General features: G+C 67.9%; 14 protein-coding genes and 1 pseudogene. 7 read left to right on the top strand and 8 right to left on the bottom strand.

Features of this window, described 5'->3' with window-relative positions; all coding sequences use genetic code 11:
• Both G5C50_RS30545 and G5C50_RS30550 read right to left on the bottom strand, forming a co-directional pair.
• Window positions 1–222, bottom strand: a pseudogene (locus tag G5C50_RS30545) (polymorphic toxin-type HINT domain-containing protein); the annotation flags it as partial.
• Window positions 223–467: 245 nt separating this feature from the next.
• Window positions 468–2,666: a polymorphic toxin-type HINT domain-containing protein gene (locus tag G5C50_RS30550; protein ID WP_165075477.1), complete on the bottom strand. Its 2,199-nt coding sequence runs from the start codon at window positions 2,664–2,666 to the stop codon at window positions 468–470.
• 345 nt (window positions 2,667–3,011) lie between these two features.
• On the opposite strand from G5C50_RS30550, the gene G5C50_RS30555 reads away from it, so the two are divergent.
• A complete protein-coding gene (locus G5C50_RS30555) occupies window positions 3,012–3,836 on the top strand; it encodes a sulfotransferase family 2 domain-containing protein (protein WP_165075480.1) in 825 nt (274 codons plus the stop codon).
• A gap of 6 nt (window positions 3,837–3,842) precedes the next feature.
• Here the strand turns inward: G5C50_RS30555 and G5C50_RS30560 are convergent, their stop codons facing one another.
• Both G5C50_RS30560 and G5C50_RS30565 read right to left on the bottom strand, forming a co-directional pair.
• Window positions 3,843–6,050, bottom strand: a complete 2,208-nt coding sequence (locus G5C50_RS30560; RefSeq protein ID WP_165075483.1) for a xanthine dehydrogenase family protein molybdopterin-binding subunit — start codon at window positions 6,048–6,050, stop codon at window positions 3,843–3,845.
• Window positions 6,047–6,532: a (2Fe-2S)-binding protein gene (locus tag G5C50_RS30565; protein WP_165075486.1), complete on the bottom strand. Its 486-nt coding sequence runs from the start codon at window positions 6,530–6,532 to the stop codon at window positions 6,047–6,049. The genes G5C50_RS30560 and G5C50_RS30565 overlap by 4 nt, the downstream gene beginning before the upstream one ends.
• A gap of 1,054 nt (window positions 6,533–7,586) precedes the next feature.
• On the opposite strand from G5C50_RS30565, the gene G5C50_RS30570 reads away from it, so the two are divergent.
• On the top strand, window positions 7,587–8,621 hold the full coding sequence (locus tag G5C50_RS30570; protein ID WP_315852344.1) for a DUF1559 domain-containing protein: 1,035 nt from the start codon (window positions 7,587–7,589) through the stop codon (window positions 8,619–8,621).
• Between the two features lie 135 nt (window positions 8,622–8,756).
• Here the strand turns inward: G5C50_RS30570 and G5C50_RS30575 are convergent, their stop codons facing one another.
• Together G5C50_RS30575 and G5C50_RS30580 are read right to left on the bottom strand one after the other, a co-directional pair.
• Entirely contained in the window at window positions 8,757–10,031 is a 1,275-nt protein-coding gene (locus G5C50_RS30575) for a dienelactone hydrolase family protein (RefSeq protein WP_165075491.1), read from the bottom strand.
• On the bottom strand, window positions 10,031–10,708 hold the full coding sequence (locus tag G5C50_RS30580; protein ID WP_165075494.1) for an NAD(P)H-hydrate epimerase: 678 nt from the start codon (window positions 10,706–10,708) through the stop codon (window positions 10,031–10,033). The genes G5C50_RS30575 and G5C50_RS30580 overlap by 1 nt, the downstream gene beginning before the upstream one ends.
• A gap of 92 nt (window positions 10,709–10,800) precedes the next feature.
• Between G5C50_RS30580 and G5C50_RS30585 the strand changes: the two genes are divergently transcribed.
• Complete coding sequence (locus G5C50_RS30585) at window positions 10,801–11,025, top strand: FmdB family zinc ribbon protein (RefSeq protein WP_165075497.1); 225 nt, start codon at window positions 10,801–10,803, stop codon at window positions 11,023–11,025.
• A gap of 129 nt (window positions 11,026–11,154) precedes the next feature.
• Here G5C50_RS30585 and G5C50_RS30590 read toward each other — a convergent pair whose 3' ends face one another.
• Window positions 11,155–12,102, bottom strand: a complete 948-nt coding sequence (locus tag G5C50_RS30590) for a DUF1559 domain-containing protein (RefSeq protein ID WP_165075499.1) — start codon at window positions 12,100–12,102, stop codon at window positions 11,155–11,157.
• Between the two features lie 62 nt (window positions 12,103–12,164).
• Window positions 12,165–12,623, bottom strand: a complete 459-nt coding sequence (locus G5C50_RS30595) for a hypothetical protein (RefSeq protein ID WP_165075502.1) — start codon at window positions 12,621–12,623, stop codon at window positions 12,165–12,167.
• Window positions 12,624–13,025: 402 nt separating this feature from the next.
• Here G5C50_RS30595 and G5C50_RS30600 point away from each other — a divergent pair, with 402 nt between their 5' ends.
• The 4 genes from G5C50_RS30600 to G5C50_RS30615 all read left to right on the top strand — a co-directional run bounded on the left by G5C50_RS30600 (window position 13,026) and on the right by G5C50_RS30615 (window position 19,250).
• Window positions 13,026–13,805 (top strand): 3-keto-disaccharide hydrolase, encoded by a 780-nt coding sequence (locus G5C50_RS30600; RefSeq protein WP_165075505.1) that lies wholly within the window; start codon window positions 13,026–13,028, stop codon window positions 13,803–13,805.
• Window positions 13,802–15,208 (top strand): sulfatase-like hydrolase/transferase, encoded by a 1,407-nt coding sequence (locus G5C50_RS30605; RefSeq protein ID WP_165075508.1) that lies wholly within the window; start codon window positions 13,802–13,804, stop codon window positions 15,206–15,208. The genes G5C50_RS30600 and G5C50_RS30605 overlap by 4 nt, the downstream gene beginning before the upstream one ends.
• Window positions 15,209–15,320: 112 nt before the next feature.
• On the top strand, window positions 15,321–17,270 hold the full coding sequence (locus tag G5C50_RS30610; protein ID WP_165075511.1) for a hypothetical protein: 1,950 nt from the start codon (window positions 15,321–15,323) through the stop codon (window positions 17,268–17,270).
• A gap of 285 nt (window positions 17,271–17,555) precedes the next feature.
• A complete protein-coding gene (locus G5C50_RS30615) occupies window positions 17,556–19,250 on the top strand; it encodes a hypothetical protein (protein WP_165075513.1) in 1,695 nt (564 codons plus the stop codon).
• Window positions 19,251–19,289 lie beyond the last annotated feature (39 nt).

Raw genomic sequence — 19,289 nt, forward strand, 5'->3', positions numbered from 1 at the left:
GGCCCTGGCGTTGTCGGGGTTGAGGAGGACGGCGCGCGTCAGATGCTTGAGCCGTTCGGCGGGCATGCCGTGGGCCTCGCACCAGAGGGCCAGCTTCACCTGGGCGTCGGCGTCGCGGCCTGCGGCGGCGACGGCGGCCTCGTAGGCGGAGCGGTCGGCGTCGGTCGATCCGTCGGGCGCCGCCGCCAATGCGGCCAGGCCGATCACGAGCGTGGAGAACATGGCAGACTCCTCGAAGGATCAACGTAAAGCCAACCAACCCCAGACGACCGGCCGCGCAGCGGCGGGTGAGGGTCTTGGGAGTTCGGAGACAGCAACGATCGGGCGAGCCGAAAAACTCAGGCTCTGCGTACAGTCCGACGACCCTCACCCGGCCCTTCGGGCCACCCTCTCCCGGGGGGAGAGGGGACTTCCGAATCCGCGCCTCCTGCAAAGCCATTGAGTTGTGGGCTGCGACGACCTCCCTATCAGGGCTTGGCGGCGGCGAGTTCGCGGGTGGTCGGCACGCCGTCGAACGGCTGCGCGACGGGCTCGACGAGGCTGTTGTCGTGAGCGAGCAGGCCGAGCGAGCCGACGCAGAAGTCGTTGCCGCCGGAGACCATCAGGTTGAAGACCGGCTCCGCGGCCTGCTTCGTCACCGAGACGACCTCGACCGTCCCGCCGATCGTCCGCAGCCGGTCGCCCGCCTTCAGGTCGCGAGCCATAACCCAGCCCTCGCCGGCCTTCCAGAATCGGTGGATCCCCGTGGCGCGGACGGTGTCGCGGCCCATGTCGATCGCATAAAGCTCGTTCGGCGGATTGTGGAACGCCTCGACGACCGCCTTGTAGGCCAATGCGCCCGTGATCGGATCCTGGGTTAGCACCAGGTCCCCGCGCTCGATCTGCTCGATGGGCTGCTCGCCTCGGAGGGTTCGGACCGTCGTTCCGCCGGCGAAGCAGGAATGGCTGCGGACGAAGCCGACGAGGTTCGTGGCGGGAAACCCAACAACCTGAGGCTGATAGGCGGGCGCTACTTCCTCGACCACCGTGGCTGACGGGGTGGCCGCCCTCATCGGCTGCTTTGCGAAGCCCTGGAGGTCCAGCACCCAGTTAATCCACTGGCCCCGGTCGGCGCCCACGTCCAGGCCGCTGATCCCCTTAAGCACGGCCACGGCCCGCTCGTTGATCTGGCGGATCGGCTCGTTGTGAGCCTCGATCCCAGCCACGTCCGCCGCAAGCTGTTGGCGGGAGATCAGCGCCGCCCTCTGGGCCTCGGCCTCCATCTGCTGCAGGGGGATCTGAATCGAGTCCTGATAGACGGGCCGCAAGCGCCCAGTGCCCCAGAAGCCGGCATACGCCGCCAGTCCATAGGCCGACGCCATCGTGGTGTTCGAGTGCTGGATTCGGCCTACGACCGTGTTGCTCAGCCCGGAGGGGATTCCCGCCTTCTCCAGAGTCGAGACGGCCGCCGCGGGGTTGTTCGGAGGGCTCCAAAAGATCCCGAAGCCGTTCGGCCATCCAAACCCCACGATCGGGTTCCCCGAGGCCATCGCCCAGATGGTTGCGGCATTCGGAGGCGCGCCCAGATAGGGCGCCCCGACCGGCCGGTTGACGACGACGTTGCCGTTCGCGTCCGTGCCGATCTGATCCCCCGGGAAGGTCCCCGGCACGTTGAACGTCTGATAGACCCGTCGAACGTCGACGTCTCTCCCCTCGATCAGCAGTTCGCCCTGACCGCCGGGGCCGTCGATCGGCTTGACCTTGTACTTGACCTCGTCCTGGATCAGGTCCGCCAGGAAGCCGGCGAACTCGCGCGGATCCCGGCGCTGGAGCAGGGCGGCGGCGTCGGTGCGGATGATCCCGTGCGGGCTGAAGACGGCGAGGGTCGCCAACGCGACGCCGGCCATCGGGCCGTCGATCCGGCTGAAGGCGTCGACGGCCGTCTTCTGCCGCGATTCGTCGCCCCCCTTGGCGAACAACTGGAAGATCATGGAGACGGCGCGAGGGTCCCGGATCGCCGCCAGCTCTGCTTGAGCCTGGTCCCGTTTGGCGGAGTCGCGAGCCGTTAGAGCCGTGCGCAGCTTCTCCAGTTTGGGCTTCCACTCGCGGTCGGCCTTCTCCTGGGCCTCGCGAGCGGCTTTGAAGGCGTTCTCGGCCTCGACGTTCACCCAGCGGCCGCCGATCTTTTTGAAGCCCAGGCGACGGAGTGCGCCCTCGCGATTTGGGTCGAGTTGAAGGGTCCTGTGAAGATGGGCGATCATGGGCTCGGTCAGGCTGCGGGCTTCGCACCAGAGGGCCAGCTTATAATGGCCGTCGGCGTCGTCGCGGGTCCGGGCGCGGCGGTCGAGATACTCGCGCTGAAGGGCCTGCTGATCGGGGGCCGCCTCCACGGCCTTGGCCACGTCGTCGGCGCGCATCCACTTGCCGTCGCGTTGGACCTGCCCCAGCAGGCCGCGAGCCTTGGCGTTATTGGGGTCGAGGAGGACGGCCCGCGTCAGGTGCTTGAGGCGTTCGGCGGGCATGCCGTGGGCCTCGCACCAGAGGGCCAGCTTCACCTGGGACTCGGGGTCGCGGCCGGCGGCGGCGACGGCCGCCTCGTAGGCGGCTAGATCGGCGTCGGAGGGCTTCGGGGCGTCGTCTGGAGCGAAGACCCCCAGGATTCCAACCAGCATCCACGCGGCGATCATGCTGCGACGCCTCCAGGCTGCGGGGGAAGCGGGAGTTCGGATTCGGCCGAAGAGGTCCACGATCCACCCGTTCCCATCCTATCCCAGGGGACGACTCAAAGGGCCTGTTTATTCGGAGGGGGGCTCTCGCGGGCGACACAAACCCGTGTTTGTGAAGTCACTTTAATGCAGATGTCGAGCGGAAACGCCGATGTCAAAAAAATCCCTCAATCGGCGCGCGGTTTTCTTACGGTCTCGCGATCGCCTCACAACGACCCGATCGCCCGGCGCTCTCCCGCCGCCTTGAGAAACGCCTCGCTCAAACGGTTCGCATGATGCGACCGCTTTCAGGATGGAGCCTAATCCATGACGACGTCCGCCTCGCCGCTGGAGGCCTCGGAGTCCGCCCCGGCCCTTCGTTCCATCCTCTTGATGCACATCCCGAAGACCGCGGGGACCTCCTTGTTTTCTCTCGTGGAGAACGAGTACAAGGCCGGCGAGTTCTGCGCGACGTATCCCGACTGGGAAGGGGTGAAGGCGACGATTGCGGGCTTCCCAGTCAACCACCCGATGCAGCGGGCGGTCATCGGCCATTTCATGTATGGGGTCCACGAGCAGCCTGAGTTGGCTCGCTTTCTGGCCCCCCGAGTCGAGCACGGCGTCTTCCTGCGCGACCCGGTCCGACGGGTGGTCTCGCACTACAATTACATGATCGGTTCGACCCACCCGATCCACCAACGGCTGATCGACCAGCATCCGACGTTGGAAGGTTTCCTGGATCACATCTGGGCCCGGAACGCTCAGTCGTACTTCCTCGTGGGGGCGGGCCTGGCCTCGGTTTTGACGGAGCGGCTGGCTCTCGACCGCCTGCAGCGGAACTTCGACGCGGTGGGCCTGGTGGAGCGGTTCGACGAGTCGGTGGTTCTCTTCGCCTGGCGATTCGGCTGGCGACTGCCGTATTACGTCCCGCCCCGCAACACGACGGAGCCGGCCCCGGGACGCATCCACGCCGAGGATCTGGACGCTCGGCTCGTCGCGCGGATCCGGGCGGCGAACTCGTGCGACCAGGCCGTCTACGACCTGGCTCTCGAACAGTTCGACGCCCAGTGCGTTGAGGTGCCGAACTTCTCCGAGCGACTGGCCCGTTACCGCAACGCCCCGATCCTCCGCCGGAGCGTGGCGGCAGCCTGACGAGAGTCAGGCCGGACGGACCGGCATCGACCGGACGCGCTTCCCCGTGGCGGCGGCGACCGCGTTGGCGATCGCCGGAGCCACGGCGATGATTGGCGTCTCACCGGCGCCCGCGGGCGGCTGGTCGGGCCGGTCCAGCAGGTGGACCTCCAGCTTCGGCAGGTCGGCGAACCGGGGAACGCGGTAGTCGCGGAACGACCCGTTCGTCACCATGCCGTCGGTGAACGCCATCGCCTCCCGGAGCGCCGGGCCAAGGCCCATCACCACGGCCCCCTCCACCTGGGTCTTGAGGTTCTCCGGGTTAACGACCTTGCCGCAGTCGAAGACCTGGCAGACCTCGTCGACGACGACCGAGCCGTCGGAAGGGTCGACCGTCACGGCGACGCAGGCGGCGACGAAGCCCCCCTTGTCCATCCCGCAGGCCAGCCCCACCCCCTTGTTCGGCTCGCGGGCCTTCGACCGCGCCTCCCAGCCGAACCGCGAGGCCGCCTCCGACAGCACGGCCCGCACGCGAGGCTCGGCGAGCAGGGCCAGGCGAAACTCCAGCGGCTCGCGACCCGCCAGCGTTGCGAGTTCGTCGACGAACGCCTCGCGGGCGAACGTGTTCGCCGTGCTCGCCAGCGCCCGGTACGACCCGTGCCGCAGCGGCGGCACCGACTGGATGAACCGGCAGTCCGACTTCCCCACGCGATAAGGAGGCTGCAACGCGCCGGGGCCGGAGTTCACATTCAGATGCCGCCAGGCCGTGATCGAGCCGTCCGCGCCGAGGGACGCCTCCATCTCGATGGCCGCGGCCGGGCGGAACTGGGCCCAGGCGAATTCCTCCTCGCGAGTCCAGACCACGCGCACGGGGCGATCGGCGGCCTTCGCCAACCGGGCGGCCTCAACGGCGTATTCGCCCGAGTGCTTGCCGCCGAACCCGCCGCCGAAATCCGGAACGATCACCCGCACGCGATCGTCCGTGAGACCGAAGGCGCGGGCGACCTCGCCCCGGACGTTGAACGGGACCTGCGTGCCGACCCAGGCCGTCAGCTTGCCGTCGGCCCACTCGGCGACCGCCGCGCGGGGCTCCATCGGACAGTGCTGGACGTAGGCCACCTCGTAAGACGCCCGCAGGCCCTTCGCCCCCTCCTCGAAGATCGGCTTCGACGGCAGACCCCCCTGGGCGTGCTCGCGAAGGTGTTTGAAGAGATCATCCGAACTCGGCCGGGGCGGGGCTTCTCCCCAATCGGCGGTCTTCGCGACGGCGGCGAGCGCCTCGCGGGCTCGGGCCGAGGTCGGCGCGGCGACGCCGACGAAGTCGCCGTCCTGGACCACCACCACCACCGGCATCGCCTGCGCCGGGCCGAGGTCCACCGACTTGAGCGGAGCCCCGTAGCGAGGGGCTCGCAGGATCTTGCCGTGGAGCATCCCCGGCCGGACGACGTCCGACGGATATTCATGCTTGCCAGTGACGATGTTTCGGCCGGTCGGCTTGAGGATGGGCGTTCCCATCGTCTTCCAGTCCGCGACCGGCGTAAGGCCGACGCCCTGCGGCAAGGCTCCCCCCATCAGGCGGAGGGCCTCCGGGTCACGGGCGAGTTCGGCGTAAGAGAGGCTTTCGCCCTCCTTCTTCGCGCTCCGCGCCAAACCTTCCGCCACGACGACCGAGCTGGAATCGAATCCCCAGCGTCGAGCGGCGGTCTCGGCGAGCAGGTTGCGAGCGACGGCGCAGCCGATGCGGACGGCCGGGACGGTCGCCGGGGTGGAGAGGCTGCCGTAAGTGCCGCCGTCGTCGGGGACGGCGCCGGTGTCGCCCATGACGAGGCGGACCCGATCAAAGGGGACGCGCAGCTCCTCGGCGGCGGCCTGGGCCAGCTCGACGCGGGCGCCCTGGCCGCACTCGACCTTCCCCGTGAGCACCGTGAGCGCGCCGTCCTCGCCGATGTGCAGCCGAGCCGCCACGCTGGCCGCCCCTCGTCCGAACGCCCCGCCTCCCCGCCGCCGGGGGGCCGGCTGCTGGGCGTTCGCCTTCGGCGGGGCCGCGTCGGCCGCGACGGCGATCAGCAGCCCTGCGCCGAGGACCTTCATCGCGTCGCGCCGATTCGGCCCGATGGTCGAGCCGTCGTCGTCGAGGTCGAAGCGGTACGGGACGAGGTCCACCGGCTCGTCGTAGTCGGCGGAGACCCCGGCGGTGCGAAGCGCCTCGGCCTTCCAGTCGTTCTGGGCTTTCATCGCACGCCTCCCCCAGCCAGCTCGGCGGCTCGTTTCACGGCGCGGACGATCTTGGGATAGCTGCAACACCGGCAGATGTTTCGATCCATCCCGGCGACGATCTCGGCCTCGGAGGGCGTTGGGTTGGCTTCCAGCAGGGCCGCGGCGCAGAGGATCATCCCCGCGGTGCAGAAGCCGCACTGGTACGCGGCGAGTTCCAGGAAGGCCTGCTGGACGGGATGGAGTTGATCCCCTTTCGCGAGCCCCTCGATGGTGACGACCTGCTTCCCCTGGACCTTGGAGACGGCCGTGCGGCAGGCGTTCATCCGCCGGCCGTCCACCAGCACGGAGCAGGCTCCGCACTGGCCCTCGCCGCAGCCGTACTTGGTTCCGAGCAGGCCGAGATCCTCGCGGAGAACCTCCAGCAGCATCCGCTCGGGGTCGGTCGACACCACCTGTTCGCGGTTGTTGACCGTGAATCGAACCGTCGCCTCCGCGCTCATCGGTTCCTCCCCTCTCCGTTGATCGGATTCGGAGACGTCGTCGTCTGGGATTCTCGCGCGCTTGAGCCTCCGCGACCTCGCCCCGAGCGGCGGGTGGATCGAGGCCGCCCCTTCATTCTTGCCGGAAAGCGAGGCGATGCGAATCCCCAAGGCCGGAAACGTCGTTCGCCGTCCCCTCCATCGGCGAGCGCCGAAGAAGAATTTTTCTTTATGCGTCGTTTTTTCGGGAATGTCGGTTTCGAGTGAAATCGGCGGTCCGCTCGTGCCGATCCATTCAGTACGTAAGCTGTGGCGTCGTATTGGACTTGCAAGAAGACCGCCGTTACGTCGTGGTGGTCGAAAAACGATCTTGCGCCAACCGATTTCGCGCCATGGATCGATCGATTCAGATATCGCACCCATTGATTGTGAAAAATGGTGGTGTCTACTGTCAGATGACGTTTCAACGTTCAACCTGCCTGCTCTGATAAGTCGTGCACTTATCGTATTGGAAGGACCCACGCTTCGGCGGGGAGGGGCGTGCGCAAGAGCAGGTCCTGGACTTCCCCCAGTCGTAGAAAGTCCGTCATGCTAACTCGTCGTCGCTTCGCATTGATCGGAGCTTCGTTATGCGCCGCTGGCGTGGTCGGGTGCACCGATGCTCGAGACGCCACCGATCTGGCTGAAGGCGGGATCGGTCCGGCCGGCAAGCCGTCCACCGAACCTCAGCTCTCACCGAATGAGGAGTATCAAAGGCAAGTCAAACACGAGGCCGAGGAAGCAAAGAAGCGCAAGTGATCAGCGATTACAGATGAGGGTCGCTCCCGAGAGCGAGCCCAGACGCGAGCAAGAAGTCGTTACTTTTTTCATCCGCCCGGACGAACGCTCCCCCCAGTCGCCCCCCCGCTTTTGATCGCTGACCCCTCCTGAGGTGCCGAACGCCGTCGATGTCCGCCGGCCCTGATTCGGCTTCCACCTCTTCGTTTCGCCTGGTCATTCTTCGCCCACCCCACGTGGGACGGGCGCTTGTACGTCTTGCGAAATCCGCTTTCCACAGCACATGGAGACTCTCCAGATGAAGTCGCGTCGCGGTTTCACTCTTATTGAGCTGCTGGTGGTCATCGCCATCATCGCTGTGCTCATCGCTCTTCTGCTGCCCGCCGTGCAATCGGCTCGCGAGGCCGCTCGGCGTTCGCAGTGCGTCAACAACCTGAAGCAACTTGCCCTCTCGATCCAGAATTACCATGACACGAACGGCTGCATCCCTCCTTCGGGCGCATACAACACGCCCAATGATCCGGTTCAGAACCGCCCCGCGCTGAATTTCTCGATGAAGTCTAAACTCCTCCCGTTCATGGAGCAGACCCCGGCCTACAACGCCATCAACTTCAACTTCGCCGCCTACATCAACAATGACGGCTCGGACATCAACCTGACGGCCGCATCCGTGGCGATCTCCACGTTCCTCTGCCCGTCGGACATGGCGGTCGGCAACGCGGGCGCTTACGGCGCCGGATCGAACTATGCCAACAACTGCGGGCTCAATCGCTTCCTCAATGGATGGGAGTGCGACGGGCCAGCCTGGTTCCTGGGGGTCGACGCGAACCTCAAACGCGTCGTGACGCTCGCCTCAGTGACCGACGGCACCAGCAACACCGCGATTTTTAGCGAGGTCCTCAAGGGAAGCGGCCGCTCGATCTCCTCGTCCACCAAGAACGGCGTCGGCGTCATCTACAACGGCACCTCCGGCCAGCAAGCCTTCGCCGGCCAGGTGAACCCGAACTTCCTCCAGTATCAGGACTGCCGGGCCAAAGGCCTGACGATGATCTGGGACTACAAGGGCGAGCGGTGGATCGAGCACGACGGTGGTCGTGGCGGCGCTTACCACCACATCATGCCTCCGAATCAGAAGTCCTGCTTTTACGGGACAGGCACCAGCCCCGTCGCGGTTGACTCCATCATCACGGCCAGTTCCAACCACTCCGGCGGTGTGAACGTCTCCATGCTGGACGGCTCGGTCAAGTTCATCAAGGACAGCATCAGTTGGCAGAGTTGGTCCGCCCTCGGCACCAAGGCGTCGGGCGAAGTCCTCAGCGCTGACGCCTACTGACCAACCCACCCGGCCGAGGGTCCGCCCTCGCCGACTCGGTCCAGGCGTCGACGCCTCATTCCTGCAGGCCGCTTCCCTCCGGCGGAGGAAAGCGGCCTGCTTCTTTTCCAGATCCAGATTCTCGCCTTACCGCGGCTACGGCTTGAGGACGTACTCCAGGAACGCCTCGATCTGGGCGTTGGACTCCTCGTTCGGGTCGTGCGCCGGGCGGTTCGTCATGGCCACGCCCTTCTGAACGCCCAGCAGGGCGTCGACGGCGCGGACGTGGTTCAACGGCCGCCAGCGTTCGGGCTGGTCCTCGGCGCCGCCGGAGACCAGGAACGGCCGGGGGGGCATCAGGGCCTGAAACTCGTGGAGGTCGCGGCCGTCGGCGATCATCTGCTTGTAGGCGCCGGTTCGAGGATTCTCGGGCGTGATCAGGCCCGGCTTGCGCTTCGTTCCCGGCTCCCAGCCGAGGTACCAGGGCTCCCAGTAGTTGACGTTCCGCCGCGGCTCATCGAAGGCGACCCCGGGATCGGACCAAACGCCGCAGGCGAACCGATCGTCGAGGCAGGCCGCGAACATCGCCCACTTGCCGCCGTACGAGTGCCCCATCACGCCGATCCGCTTTGGGTCGATCTCGGGGAGATTCTGCATGGCCGTGAGCGCGTTCGATGCGACGTGCGCCAGGTAGGCGAGCGGCTGCATCGGCGGATCCCACTTCGAGGGGTCCAGGATGCGCGGGTCGAACCCGATCGAGAGACACGCAAACCCACGCTCGGCCAATCGGCGGGCGAAGTCGCGTTGCGGCTTGTTCCCCAGGCCGACGGCCGTTTCGGGCTCATAGAAGACGACGAGCACGGCGGGATGCGGGCCGGGGCCGTCGGGGATGAGCAGGTAGCCGGGCGTAATCCGGTCGAAGGCGACCTCCACGTTCACCTTGCGCTGGAGGAACGTCCCCCGACGCTCCTCGCCGAGCACCTCGAACTTGGGCCGCTCGATCAACGGCCGGCCGCCGATCCGCCCCCGCCAGTCGTCGAGGATCTCCTTCCTGCGCTGGGCCCACTCCTCCGGCGTCTTCGCGACCCGGCCGTCAGCGAACATCAACGGAGAACGATACGACCCCAGGTCGGCGAACTCCGCCGGGGGTTGGAAGAAGGGCGCGATCTTCGGCGGCGGCGCGTCCTGAGCGCGGAGGGCGGTTGAGAAGAGCAGGAACGTTACGGCAAGAACGAACCGACCATAACGGCCTTCCCCCCTCGCGGGGGAAGGTGGCCCGAAGGGCCGGATGAGGGGGCGACCAGCGGCGGGTGCACGCCCGGCCGATCGCTTCTCATGCGGTACCGATCCCCCCTCATCCGGCCGCTTTGCGGCCACCTTCCCCCGCGAGGGGGGAAGGCCGTTATGACCCGATCCGCATGCGTAATTCATCACGCAAACCTCCGAATCAGCTTCCCCGGCAGGCCGATGTCGACGACCGTGACGCCGCCGGTGTATTCCGACGCGCCGGGGGCGTCGAAGCCGAGCTTGCGGGCGGCGAATGTTGCGGTGGCCTGGGCGCGGACGGCGACGCCCAGAGGGCGACCCGAATCCGCATCCAGACCCGAGGGGAGATCGAGCGCCAGGATCGGTCGGCCCGATCGGTTCAGCGCTTCGATCGCGGTCCGGAGCGGCCCTTCCACGGGACGAGTCAGGCCCGTCCCCAGCAGACCGTCGACGATCCAGTCGGCCCCGGCGAGGAGGGCGTCGAGATCGTCGGCTCCCGGAGTCGTCTGGGGAATGTCGGAGCGGTCGACGATCTCGCGCTGGACCTGGGCGTCGCCGTGAAGCTTCGCCGGGTCGGTCAGCCAGGCGACGGCGACCGGCCATCCCCAGGCGTCGAGATGCCGCGCGACCACGCCGCCGTCGCCGCCGTTGTTGCCCGGTCCGCAGGCGATCACCACCCGAGGCGTCGCACCGTCGGCGAGTTTCGCCAGCAGTTCGGCCGCGCCCCGGCCGGCGTTCTCCATCAGGACGAGCGTCGGCAGACCGAACTCGTCGGCCGCCAGCACGTCGAGGCTGCGGACCTCCTCGCGCGACAGCGGGCGGCAAGCGGGGCGGGGGGGCATGACTCGGGCTCCGTTGACAGGGTTCCGGCAGGGTTCGAAAATACAAAGGCCGCCCCCGTCGCGGAAGCGGCCCGACCCCTGGAGACCGTGCTGTGCCGATCTACGAATACCGCTGTGAACCCTGCGACCACGACTTTGAAGCCCTGATCCGCAACGCGAACGACGCCCCCGTCTGCCCCAGGTGCGGCAATCGAGAAGTCGCCAAGCAGTTCAGCGTCCCGGCCTCCACCCCCAACGGCGGCCTCGGCTACACTCCAATCCCTGTCGCCGGCTGCGGCAGCCAGAATTGCTGCATGGGGAAGTGCGCGACCGACTGATCCGGCGCGAATCGGCCGAGAGGCCGTCGACGATTCGGCGTCTCTCCCGAGGCGGCCGAATGAAGGCGAGAAGACCCAGGGCCATCCGCCCTGGGTCCACGCTTGCGCTCTGCGCGAACAGAGCCGAGATCAAAGGGCGTCGGCCGAGACGATCTCGCCCCCCTTGGTCGTGGCGACGGACCGCCAGATCTGGACGGCGACCGAGTTCTTGTGGAAACGGACCGAGCCGTCGCCCATGACCGAGTTCACGCCGCCCGGATGTCGGCTGCGCGAGGCGAGGTAGCGGGGGTTGTCGGTCGGGCCGGTGGCGTTGGCCGTCGTGCAGGGGGGATTCAGGCCGTTGGTCGCGGTGTTGACGCAGGTGCCGGCGGGCATGACGTCGGGGATCCGGCTGTTGGGGGTGAGCCAGGCCGTGAAGGCGCCGCCGTCCGCGTAGCCGAAGATCCGACCCCGCAGGTCGTTCCCCTGGCCCTCGATGATCTCGCTGAGCAGGATCGTGCCGGAGAGGCCGTCGGGAATGCCAGAGAAGCCGACGCAGGTCATGGTCGGCCGGGCCGTGTCGGGCTGGATGTTGCCGAACGGGGCGCCGCCGAATTCGACCGTCGAGAAGATGTGTTGGCCGTACACGGTGTTGCCGTAATTCGCCGCGTAGTTGTAATTCTGCATCGGCGTATTCTGGGTCACCGTCGGCGCGTTGGGGAAGTCGCTGGGGCAGGTGAAGACGTTCAGACGGATGGCCATGAACGTCCAGTTCATCGGGTTGGAGTAGGTCAGCCCCGCGGCGCCGCTGTTGAAGTTGAATGCGTTGTAGGCGGCCGTCTGCTCCATGTGGGGGAGCATGAACTGAGCCCAGGTGCCGTAGCAGCACTGACGGCCGCCGGGAGGCAGGACGTTGTGGACGTCATGATAGTTGTGCAGCGCCAGGCCCAGTTGCTTCATGTTGTTGACGCACTGGATCCGCCGGGCGGCTTCGCGGGCCGACTGCACGGCCGGCAGCAAGAGGGCGATCAAGACGGCGATGATCGCGATCACCACCAGAAGCTCGATCAGCGTGAAGGCTCGCCGAGACGACCTCATGGGGACGGGCTCCTTTGGACGTTGGGATGAAGGATGAGCAACGGAGAGCAGCCTGCGCAGGCCTACTTTCCGGCCGGTTTCGAGGTCAGATCGAAGCTGAAGGCGTTTGGGCCGCCGGCCTTGACCTCGGCCGACAGGGTGGTGTTGATGTTGAACTGCCGAGGGACCTTCACGACCGTCTTGGCCGCCTTGCGGATGGCGGCGTCGGCCTCGACGGTCCCCGGCTGGACGCCGACCGGGAGCGGGGCGTCGTCGGCGAAGACGAGCACCGAGTAGGTTCCCGCCATCGCGCCCGCCTCTTGCGGAACGTCGAACTTGCCGTCGACGACCTCGCCGCCGCTCTGCGTCGGAACTCCCTGATCCTTGGGCTCGAAGACGACGTGCCCCTTGGCCAGCGGCTTGCCGTCGATGGTGACGGTCCCCGAGAACGGCTCCCGCGGGTAGTCGGCCTCGGCGCCGCATCCGGCAAGAACCAGCGCCGGCAGCAACAGGACGCACAGGAGCGGTCGGTTCACGCGCACGGAGAACCTCTCTGGGGGGTGGAGGGGATCGCGAACGCAGCGGGGAAGGTCGGACCGGCCGAGAGAGGAGAGGCCGGCGGGCCTGGACGACGTGGAAAACGGATCGGAAACGCACCAACGGCGTCGCCGCGCCCCGCGCTACCATGCCCGGCCGAAACCATGCGAGCAACTTGGATGTCGTTGCGCAGGACTCTAAGCCGTTCGATCAGGGAATTCCAGGCGATTTTCATGAAAGTTGAATTCTTTCGGATTTTTCATCGTTCGCCGGTGGTCCGAATGGAACGAAGGCTGTTATTCACGCGGGAAGGCTTAGCGGTTTCGGGGTGAATTCTTTGCATGTTTTAATATTAGCGAGAATGTTCTTGCCTTCCCTTCATCTCGCCGCCACCCTCGTAAGGTCGCATGGATTTTCATGACTTCATCGTCGAGGACGAGGGGAGGATCGAGGCCGTGACGTTCCGCCGCATCCGTCGTTTTGCCGCCTGCGCGGCGTTGGTTTTGGCTCCCTCGCTGGCGATCGCCGACCCGCCGGCCGAGGCGGAGGAAGGGTTCGTCTCGCTCTTCAACGGCAAGGATCTCTCAGGCTGGAGCCACCAGACGAAGACGCCCGCGCCGCACGTCGGCTGCAAGTTCTTCGTCAAGGACGGCCTGCTCGTCGGCGACCAGGGGCCCGACCATTGCGGCGGCTTTCTGATGACCGACGGCGAATATCAAGACTTCATCCTTCGTTTCCAACTCCAGATGGACGAACCCACCGACACCGGCGTGTTCATTCGGATGAACGAGATGGGTCGCAGCCAGCAGATCACCCTGGACAATCGGCCCAAGGGGCAGTTCGGGTCGATCTACGTCCCCTGGGCTCAGGGTCGCGTCCACGCCTGCCCGGAGGGGATCAAGGCGTTCAAGCAGGGAGAGTGGAACGACGTCGAGGTCCGCGTTGAGAACCAGCCCCCGCGCATCCGGTTCTGGCTGAACGGCAAGCTCGTCACCGACTTTCAGCACACCGAGAAGACCTGTGAAGGCGCCCCCACTACGGGCCGGATCGCCTTTCAGGTCCACCCCAACGTCCCCAACCTGATCATCTGGAAGGACGGCAACACGGTCCGTTTCCGCGACGTCCGCGTGAAACGGCTCGACCCTCCCAAGGCCGCCGCGACCGATCAGGAGACCGACCGGCGATGATGCGCCTCGCCATCCTTGCAGCCCTGGCGTTCGCCGCTCTGACCGGCGTCGCCACGGCCGCCGAGACGAAGCGGCCGGACGTGGTCGTGATCGTCGTGGACGACCTCCGCTGGGACGAACTCGGCGCCGTCGGCCACCCGTTCGCGAAGACGCCCAACATCGACCGCGTCGCCGCCGAGGGAGCCCTCTTCCGCAACGCCTTCGCAACGACCCCGCTCTGCTCGCCCAGCCGCGCGAGCATCATGACGGGGAAGTACCCCCACGCGCATGGGATCGTCGACAACACCGAACGGAGCCCGCTCAGCCACCGGCTGACGACGTTCCCGAAGCTGCTGCACGATGCCGGCTACGCCACGGGGTTCGTCGGCAAGTGGCACATGGGGAACGACCCCTCGCGCCGGCCGGGCTTCGACTCATGGGTCTGCCTGAAAGGGCAGGGGACCAGCTTCGACCCCGAGATGGACGTCGACGGCCGCACGATTCAGGAGAAGGGCTACGTCACCGACGTCCTCGACGGCTACGTCCAGAAGTTCCTGAAGAAGGCCAGCGCCGAGCCCTCGCCGTTCCTGCTGTACGTCGCCGAGAAGGGCCTGCATCCGGAGACCGCCCAGGCCGCCGACGGCACGCTCTCCGACCCCAACGCCAGCACGTACATCCCGGCCGATCGCCACAAGACCCTTTACGCCGATGCAGCCGTCCCGCGTCGCCCGAACGTGAAGGACCCACTCGTCGGCAAGCCGGCCCTCAAGCGCCCGATTCCCGGCCTGCCGCCCCTCTCCGAGGCGACCGGCACGACCGACGAGGCCATTCGCGACCGTCAGCGGATGCTGGCCTCCATCGACGAGAGCGTCGGCCGGATGCTGGAGACGCTCCGCGCCGCGGGGAGGCTCGACGGGACGGTCTTCATCGTGACCAGCGATCATGGCTACTTCTACGGCGAGCACGGCCTGAGCGTGGAACGTCGGCTGGCGTATGAGGAAGCGATCCGGATTCCGCTGTTCCTGCGGTTCCCGTCCCTGGTCAAGCCCGGGACGACGATCGACCGCACGGTGCTGACGATCGACCTCGCCCCGACGCTGCTGGACCTCGCCGGCGCGGCGAGCCCCGCCGACGTGCAGGGCGTCTCGTTCGCCCCCGTCCTCCGCGGCCAGGCGATGCCGCCGCGCGACGCCTTCCTGATCGAGCACAGTTCGGACAAGGTCTTCCCCCGCGCCGCCGGCCTGGGTTACAAGGCCGTCCGGACCGATCGATGGAAGTACATCCATTACCTCGACGTTCCCGACGCCGACGAACTGTACGACCTGGCGGCCGACCCGTACGAGTTGACCAACCGGATCGGAGATCCGTCGGTGCAGGGGGGGCTCGCGGAATTGCGACGGAAGCTGGAAGCCCTGTCGCGGTGAGATCGCGAGGCCCGACGCCCCGCGCCGCGCGGACGGCCCCAGGTGGTTGACCCAGGCCCCGAACCCTCGTCATTGTGATGCATGGCGTCGTCCGAGGCGGGAGGAGGTTCGCATGGCCGGGTCGGGGGATTGGTTGGTCGCCGAGGAGCTGTTCGAGCGCGGCGATCCGGCGTTCGTCGACGCGGTCCGTCGGATCGACGACGCCGACGCTCTGGGCTCCTTCGCCGGGCGGTGGGTCGACGACCATCGGCCCGAGGCCCGGGCGATGCTGCTCGACTACCTCGACCGGCCGCTGAATAGCTATCGCCACGAGGCCCTGGTCAAGCGAGCGTTCAAGCGGGCCGAGGCGAAGCAGGACGACGTTCTGACGGCCGCCTTTCTCGTTGCCTTCGACCGTTCGATCCGCCGCGTCCGTCGCACCCGTTGGCGGTTCGAACAGCGCGACGTGGCGACCGAGGAGGAGGCCCGGGCGCTGCTCGCCTCCTGGGCCGCCGCGGGTGCTGATCGAGTCAATTCCTGGGCCGACTGGCAAGGGCGTCATCACGTTTACTCCCATTGGGCCGAGCCGGGGGCCGTCGCAACTCCCCACGGGACGGACATGCCCCGCGGCGCGCCTCGCGACGCCTGGGATTGGGATCCGGTGACGCGGAGGACCCAGAAGTTCAAGGTCCCGGACTGGGTCTACCGCCTGCGCCTCCACCCTCCCAACTTCCGCGACGGCGGCGAGATCCCCGCACGCCGCCGAAAGGACTTCGCCCAGTGGCGGCTCTTCTCGGTCGCCACCCGCCACTACCTCCGCCGGCGCGCCTGGCGATACTTCCGGCGGCTCGGCCGACTCGCCCCCGAGCGCTACGTCCCGGCTGTCAAGGAGGCCCTGCTTCGGTATCGAGACGAGGACGTGGCGACGGGGCTCGCGCTGATCGACAACTGGGGGCTGGTCCACATTCTCTTTCATCACAGTCCCGTGCTCGTCGACGACGACCGGGGCTGGCGGCTCGCGCCGGGGAAGTCACTGGCGGAACTGGAACCGGCCCCGATGTTCGCGAAGCTCTGGCAGGCCTCGCCCCGGGCGATCGTCGAGGTGATCACCCGGTCGCGGTGCCGGGCCGTCCGCGGCTGGGCCGTCCGGATGGCCCGACGCAACCCATCGGCGATCCTCCCCGTCTTCCCTGTGGAGGAACTCCTGGGGCTGCTTGAGTTCGACGAGCCCGAGGTCGTCGAACTCGCCGCCGACCTCCTGCGCGATCATCCCGACCTGGCGAATCAGCCTGTTGAGCACTGGCTCTCCTTGCTGGAGAGCGCCGCGCCGGCCGCCTTGCCGCTGCTGACCGAGCTGGTCGGCAAGTACGTGCCGGCCGAAGCGGTCGCGACCGATCGGGCCGTCCGGCTGGCGAGGATGCGTCCTCTGCCCCTGGCCAGGCTCGGCCTGCGATGGCTCACGGCGAAGCCCCCGCGCGACGAGGCCGAATGCCAGGCGTTGCTGGGGCTGGTCGAGGCGGAGTGTGAGCCGATGCGGCCCGAGTTGCTCGCCTGGGCGCGGCAGGCGCTGGCGGAATCGGGGCGGTTCGATCCGTCGTGGATCGTCGCCTGGCTCGACAGCCGTCACGACGACGCTCGCGCCGAAGGCTGGCGTTGGTTCCTCGACGAGCCGAGAGTGCGCGACGACGTGCCGACCTGGCGGAAGCTGATGGAGTCCCCCTACGACGACGTCCGCCTCAAGCTGGTGACCGAGCTGGAGGCGCGGGCCCGCGGGACCGACCCCTTCCGCGTCGAGCGCGGCGACCTGAACCCGGAGCTGCTCCGCCTGCTCTGGGCGTCGGTTCTGCTCAACGTCGAACGCGGGCATCGGGCGAAGCCGCTGGCCGTCCGCCAGTTGGTCCGCCGCGCCGAGGCCCGGCCGGAGGACCTGCCGGCCTTGCTGCCGATCCTGGCCGTCGCGCTCCGCTCCGTGCGCGGGCCGGAGTTCCGCTCGGGCCTGGCGGCGATCGTGGGATTGGCCGAGCGGGACGAGAACGCCCGGGCGCTGATCGCCCGGACCTTGCCGGAGTTGCAAATGGGCTGAGCGTCTGGCATGATCGCCCCTTGTCGAGCTCGAGGGCGTCCGGGTCGTTTCCGAGACCACCCTGCTGCGGCGTTCCGCCGTGGCCGACCTTGCCTCCGTCGTTGCTTCCCCGAGAGCGTTGTTCTTTTGGCCCGGTGGAGAGCTCTCCCGCCGGGCTGAGTCGACCGATGTCCCCGGCGGGAGAGCTCTCCACCGGGCCTCGGTGAACGCCCTCGGTCGTCGCCTCGAAGTCGGAGCGGCCCGGACGCCCCCGGGCTCGACGCATTCACCCGGCGGAGCGAGACGATGGACGTCACCCTGGAATACGGCGGTCGGAGCGGTATCGTCTCGGGGCCCGGGGGCGCGACGATCGCCCTGGCGCCGAACCTCCGACGCGACCGCGTCGCGTTCGACGCGGCCCTCCGGCACCCGCTCCGGTTCCGCGAGGCGATGGGGGCCCTGCACGACGTCGTCGTCAGCGACCTGCGCTACAAGCCGAAAGACCGCTCGGCGCACGAGGCGTATCTTGCCCAGCAGCGCGAGCGCGAGGCCGCGATCCGACGCGGGGCCGCGTCGCACGCCCGCGCCCTAACCCTGAAGGAGACGCTCCACGTCGACCCGGCCGAGATCCGCAGCCTGGAGGCTCGGTTCAAGACGTTGCGATCGGTCTACTGGGGCGCCCGGCTCAAGTACTCGAACTACCTCAGCAAGCACGACCCCGAGTTGTGGCGGCTGCTGGTCCCGTGCGACCCGGTCATCACCGTCGCCCCCGACGTCGTCTTCTTCGAGTGCTTCAGCGCCGACGAGAGCAGTTACGGCTGCCTGACCGTCGATCGCGACGCCTTCACCGGCGAACGCGACACGGCGCTCGGCACGACGAACGTCGACTATTCGTGGTCGCTCTACGAGCACTTCCAGACCCTGCGGAGCTACCGCGAAACGCGGTTCGTCGTCGACCCCGGCGGATTCGAGGTCACGATCGGCGAGACGGGCGGGCACCGCGAGGAGAAGATCGACCTCCCTTCGAGCTGGCTCCGCGGCTTCATGCAGATCCAGTCGGCGATGAGCCTGCCGATGCGGAAGGTCCCCATCAGCCGCGAGGGCCTGTACAGCGTCCTCGCCTTCCTGCGCCGCCACCGCGCCGCGAAGAGCCCGAGGGCCGTCCGGTTCGAACTTCAGCCGGGTCGACCGGTGGCGATCGTGCTGGAGCCCTGGGAGCGCCGGATCGTCCTCCATTCCTCGCCCTACGACGGCCCTCGGTCGGAGACGATCCGCGTCTGGGGCCGGGACCGGCTGCAACTCCTGGCCCGGCTGCTGCCGCTGCTGGACGAGGCCGAGGTCTACCTGCTGGGCTCGGGCCTGCCGAGCTTCTGGTCGGTCCGGATGGGGGAGATGCGGCTCCTGCTGGGCCTCTCAGGCTGGACGGCCAACGACTGGAGAGGGACGTCGGCCCTCGACCAGATCGCGCCCCCCGCCGAGCCGAGCGCCAGCCTGCTCGGCGACGTCGCCGAGGCCTTCCGCGAGCGTCCCACCCTGACGTTCGACGAGGTCCGGGCGAGGACGGGGGCGGCCCCGGCGTATGCGGCGGCGGGGCTCAACCGGCTCGCCTTGAAGGGGCAGCTCATCAAGGACCTGCACGCCGGGGTCTACCGATGGCGGCAGATCATGCCGTTCGTCGTCGCACCCGACGACCTCGGCCCCGGCGACCCGGAGACGGCCGCGGCGAAAGAGTTGATCGCCCGCGGCCGGGCCCACGTCACCCGCGACGAGCGGCGGCCGGACGGCCTCAGGATTCTCGAAGGTCTCGTCCCGGAGCATCCGGTGACGGTCCTCCTCGACGCCGACGGCCGGATGCTGCGTGGCAAATGCACATGCTCGCACCATTTTACCGGCGGGCTGCGACGCGGCCCCTGCCGCCACCTGCAGGCCCTCCGCGACGCCGCCGACGCCAGGACCGGCCCGCCGTCGCTCGAAGACTGGTTCGCGGCGCTCTTCTCGTAAACGACGAACGCCGCCTCGCTCAATCCCTCCCGACAGGAC

It is taken from the genome of Paludisphaera rhizosphaerae (assembly GCF_011065895.1).
In the GTDB taxonomy this organism is placed as follows: domain Bacteria; phylum Planctomycetota; class Planctomycetia; order Isosphaerales; family Isosphaeraceae; genus Paludisphaera; species Paludisphaera rhizosphaerae.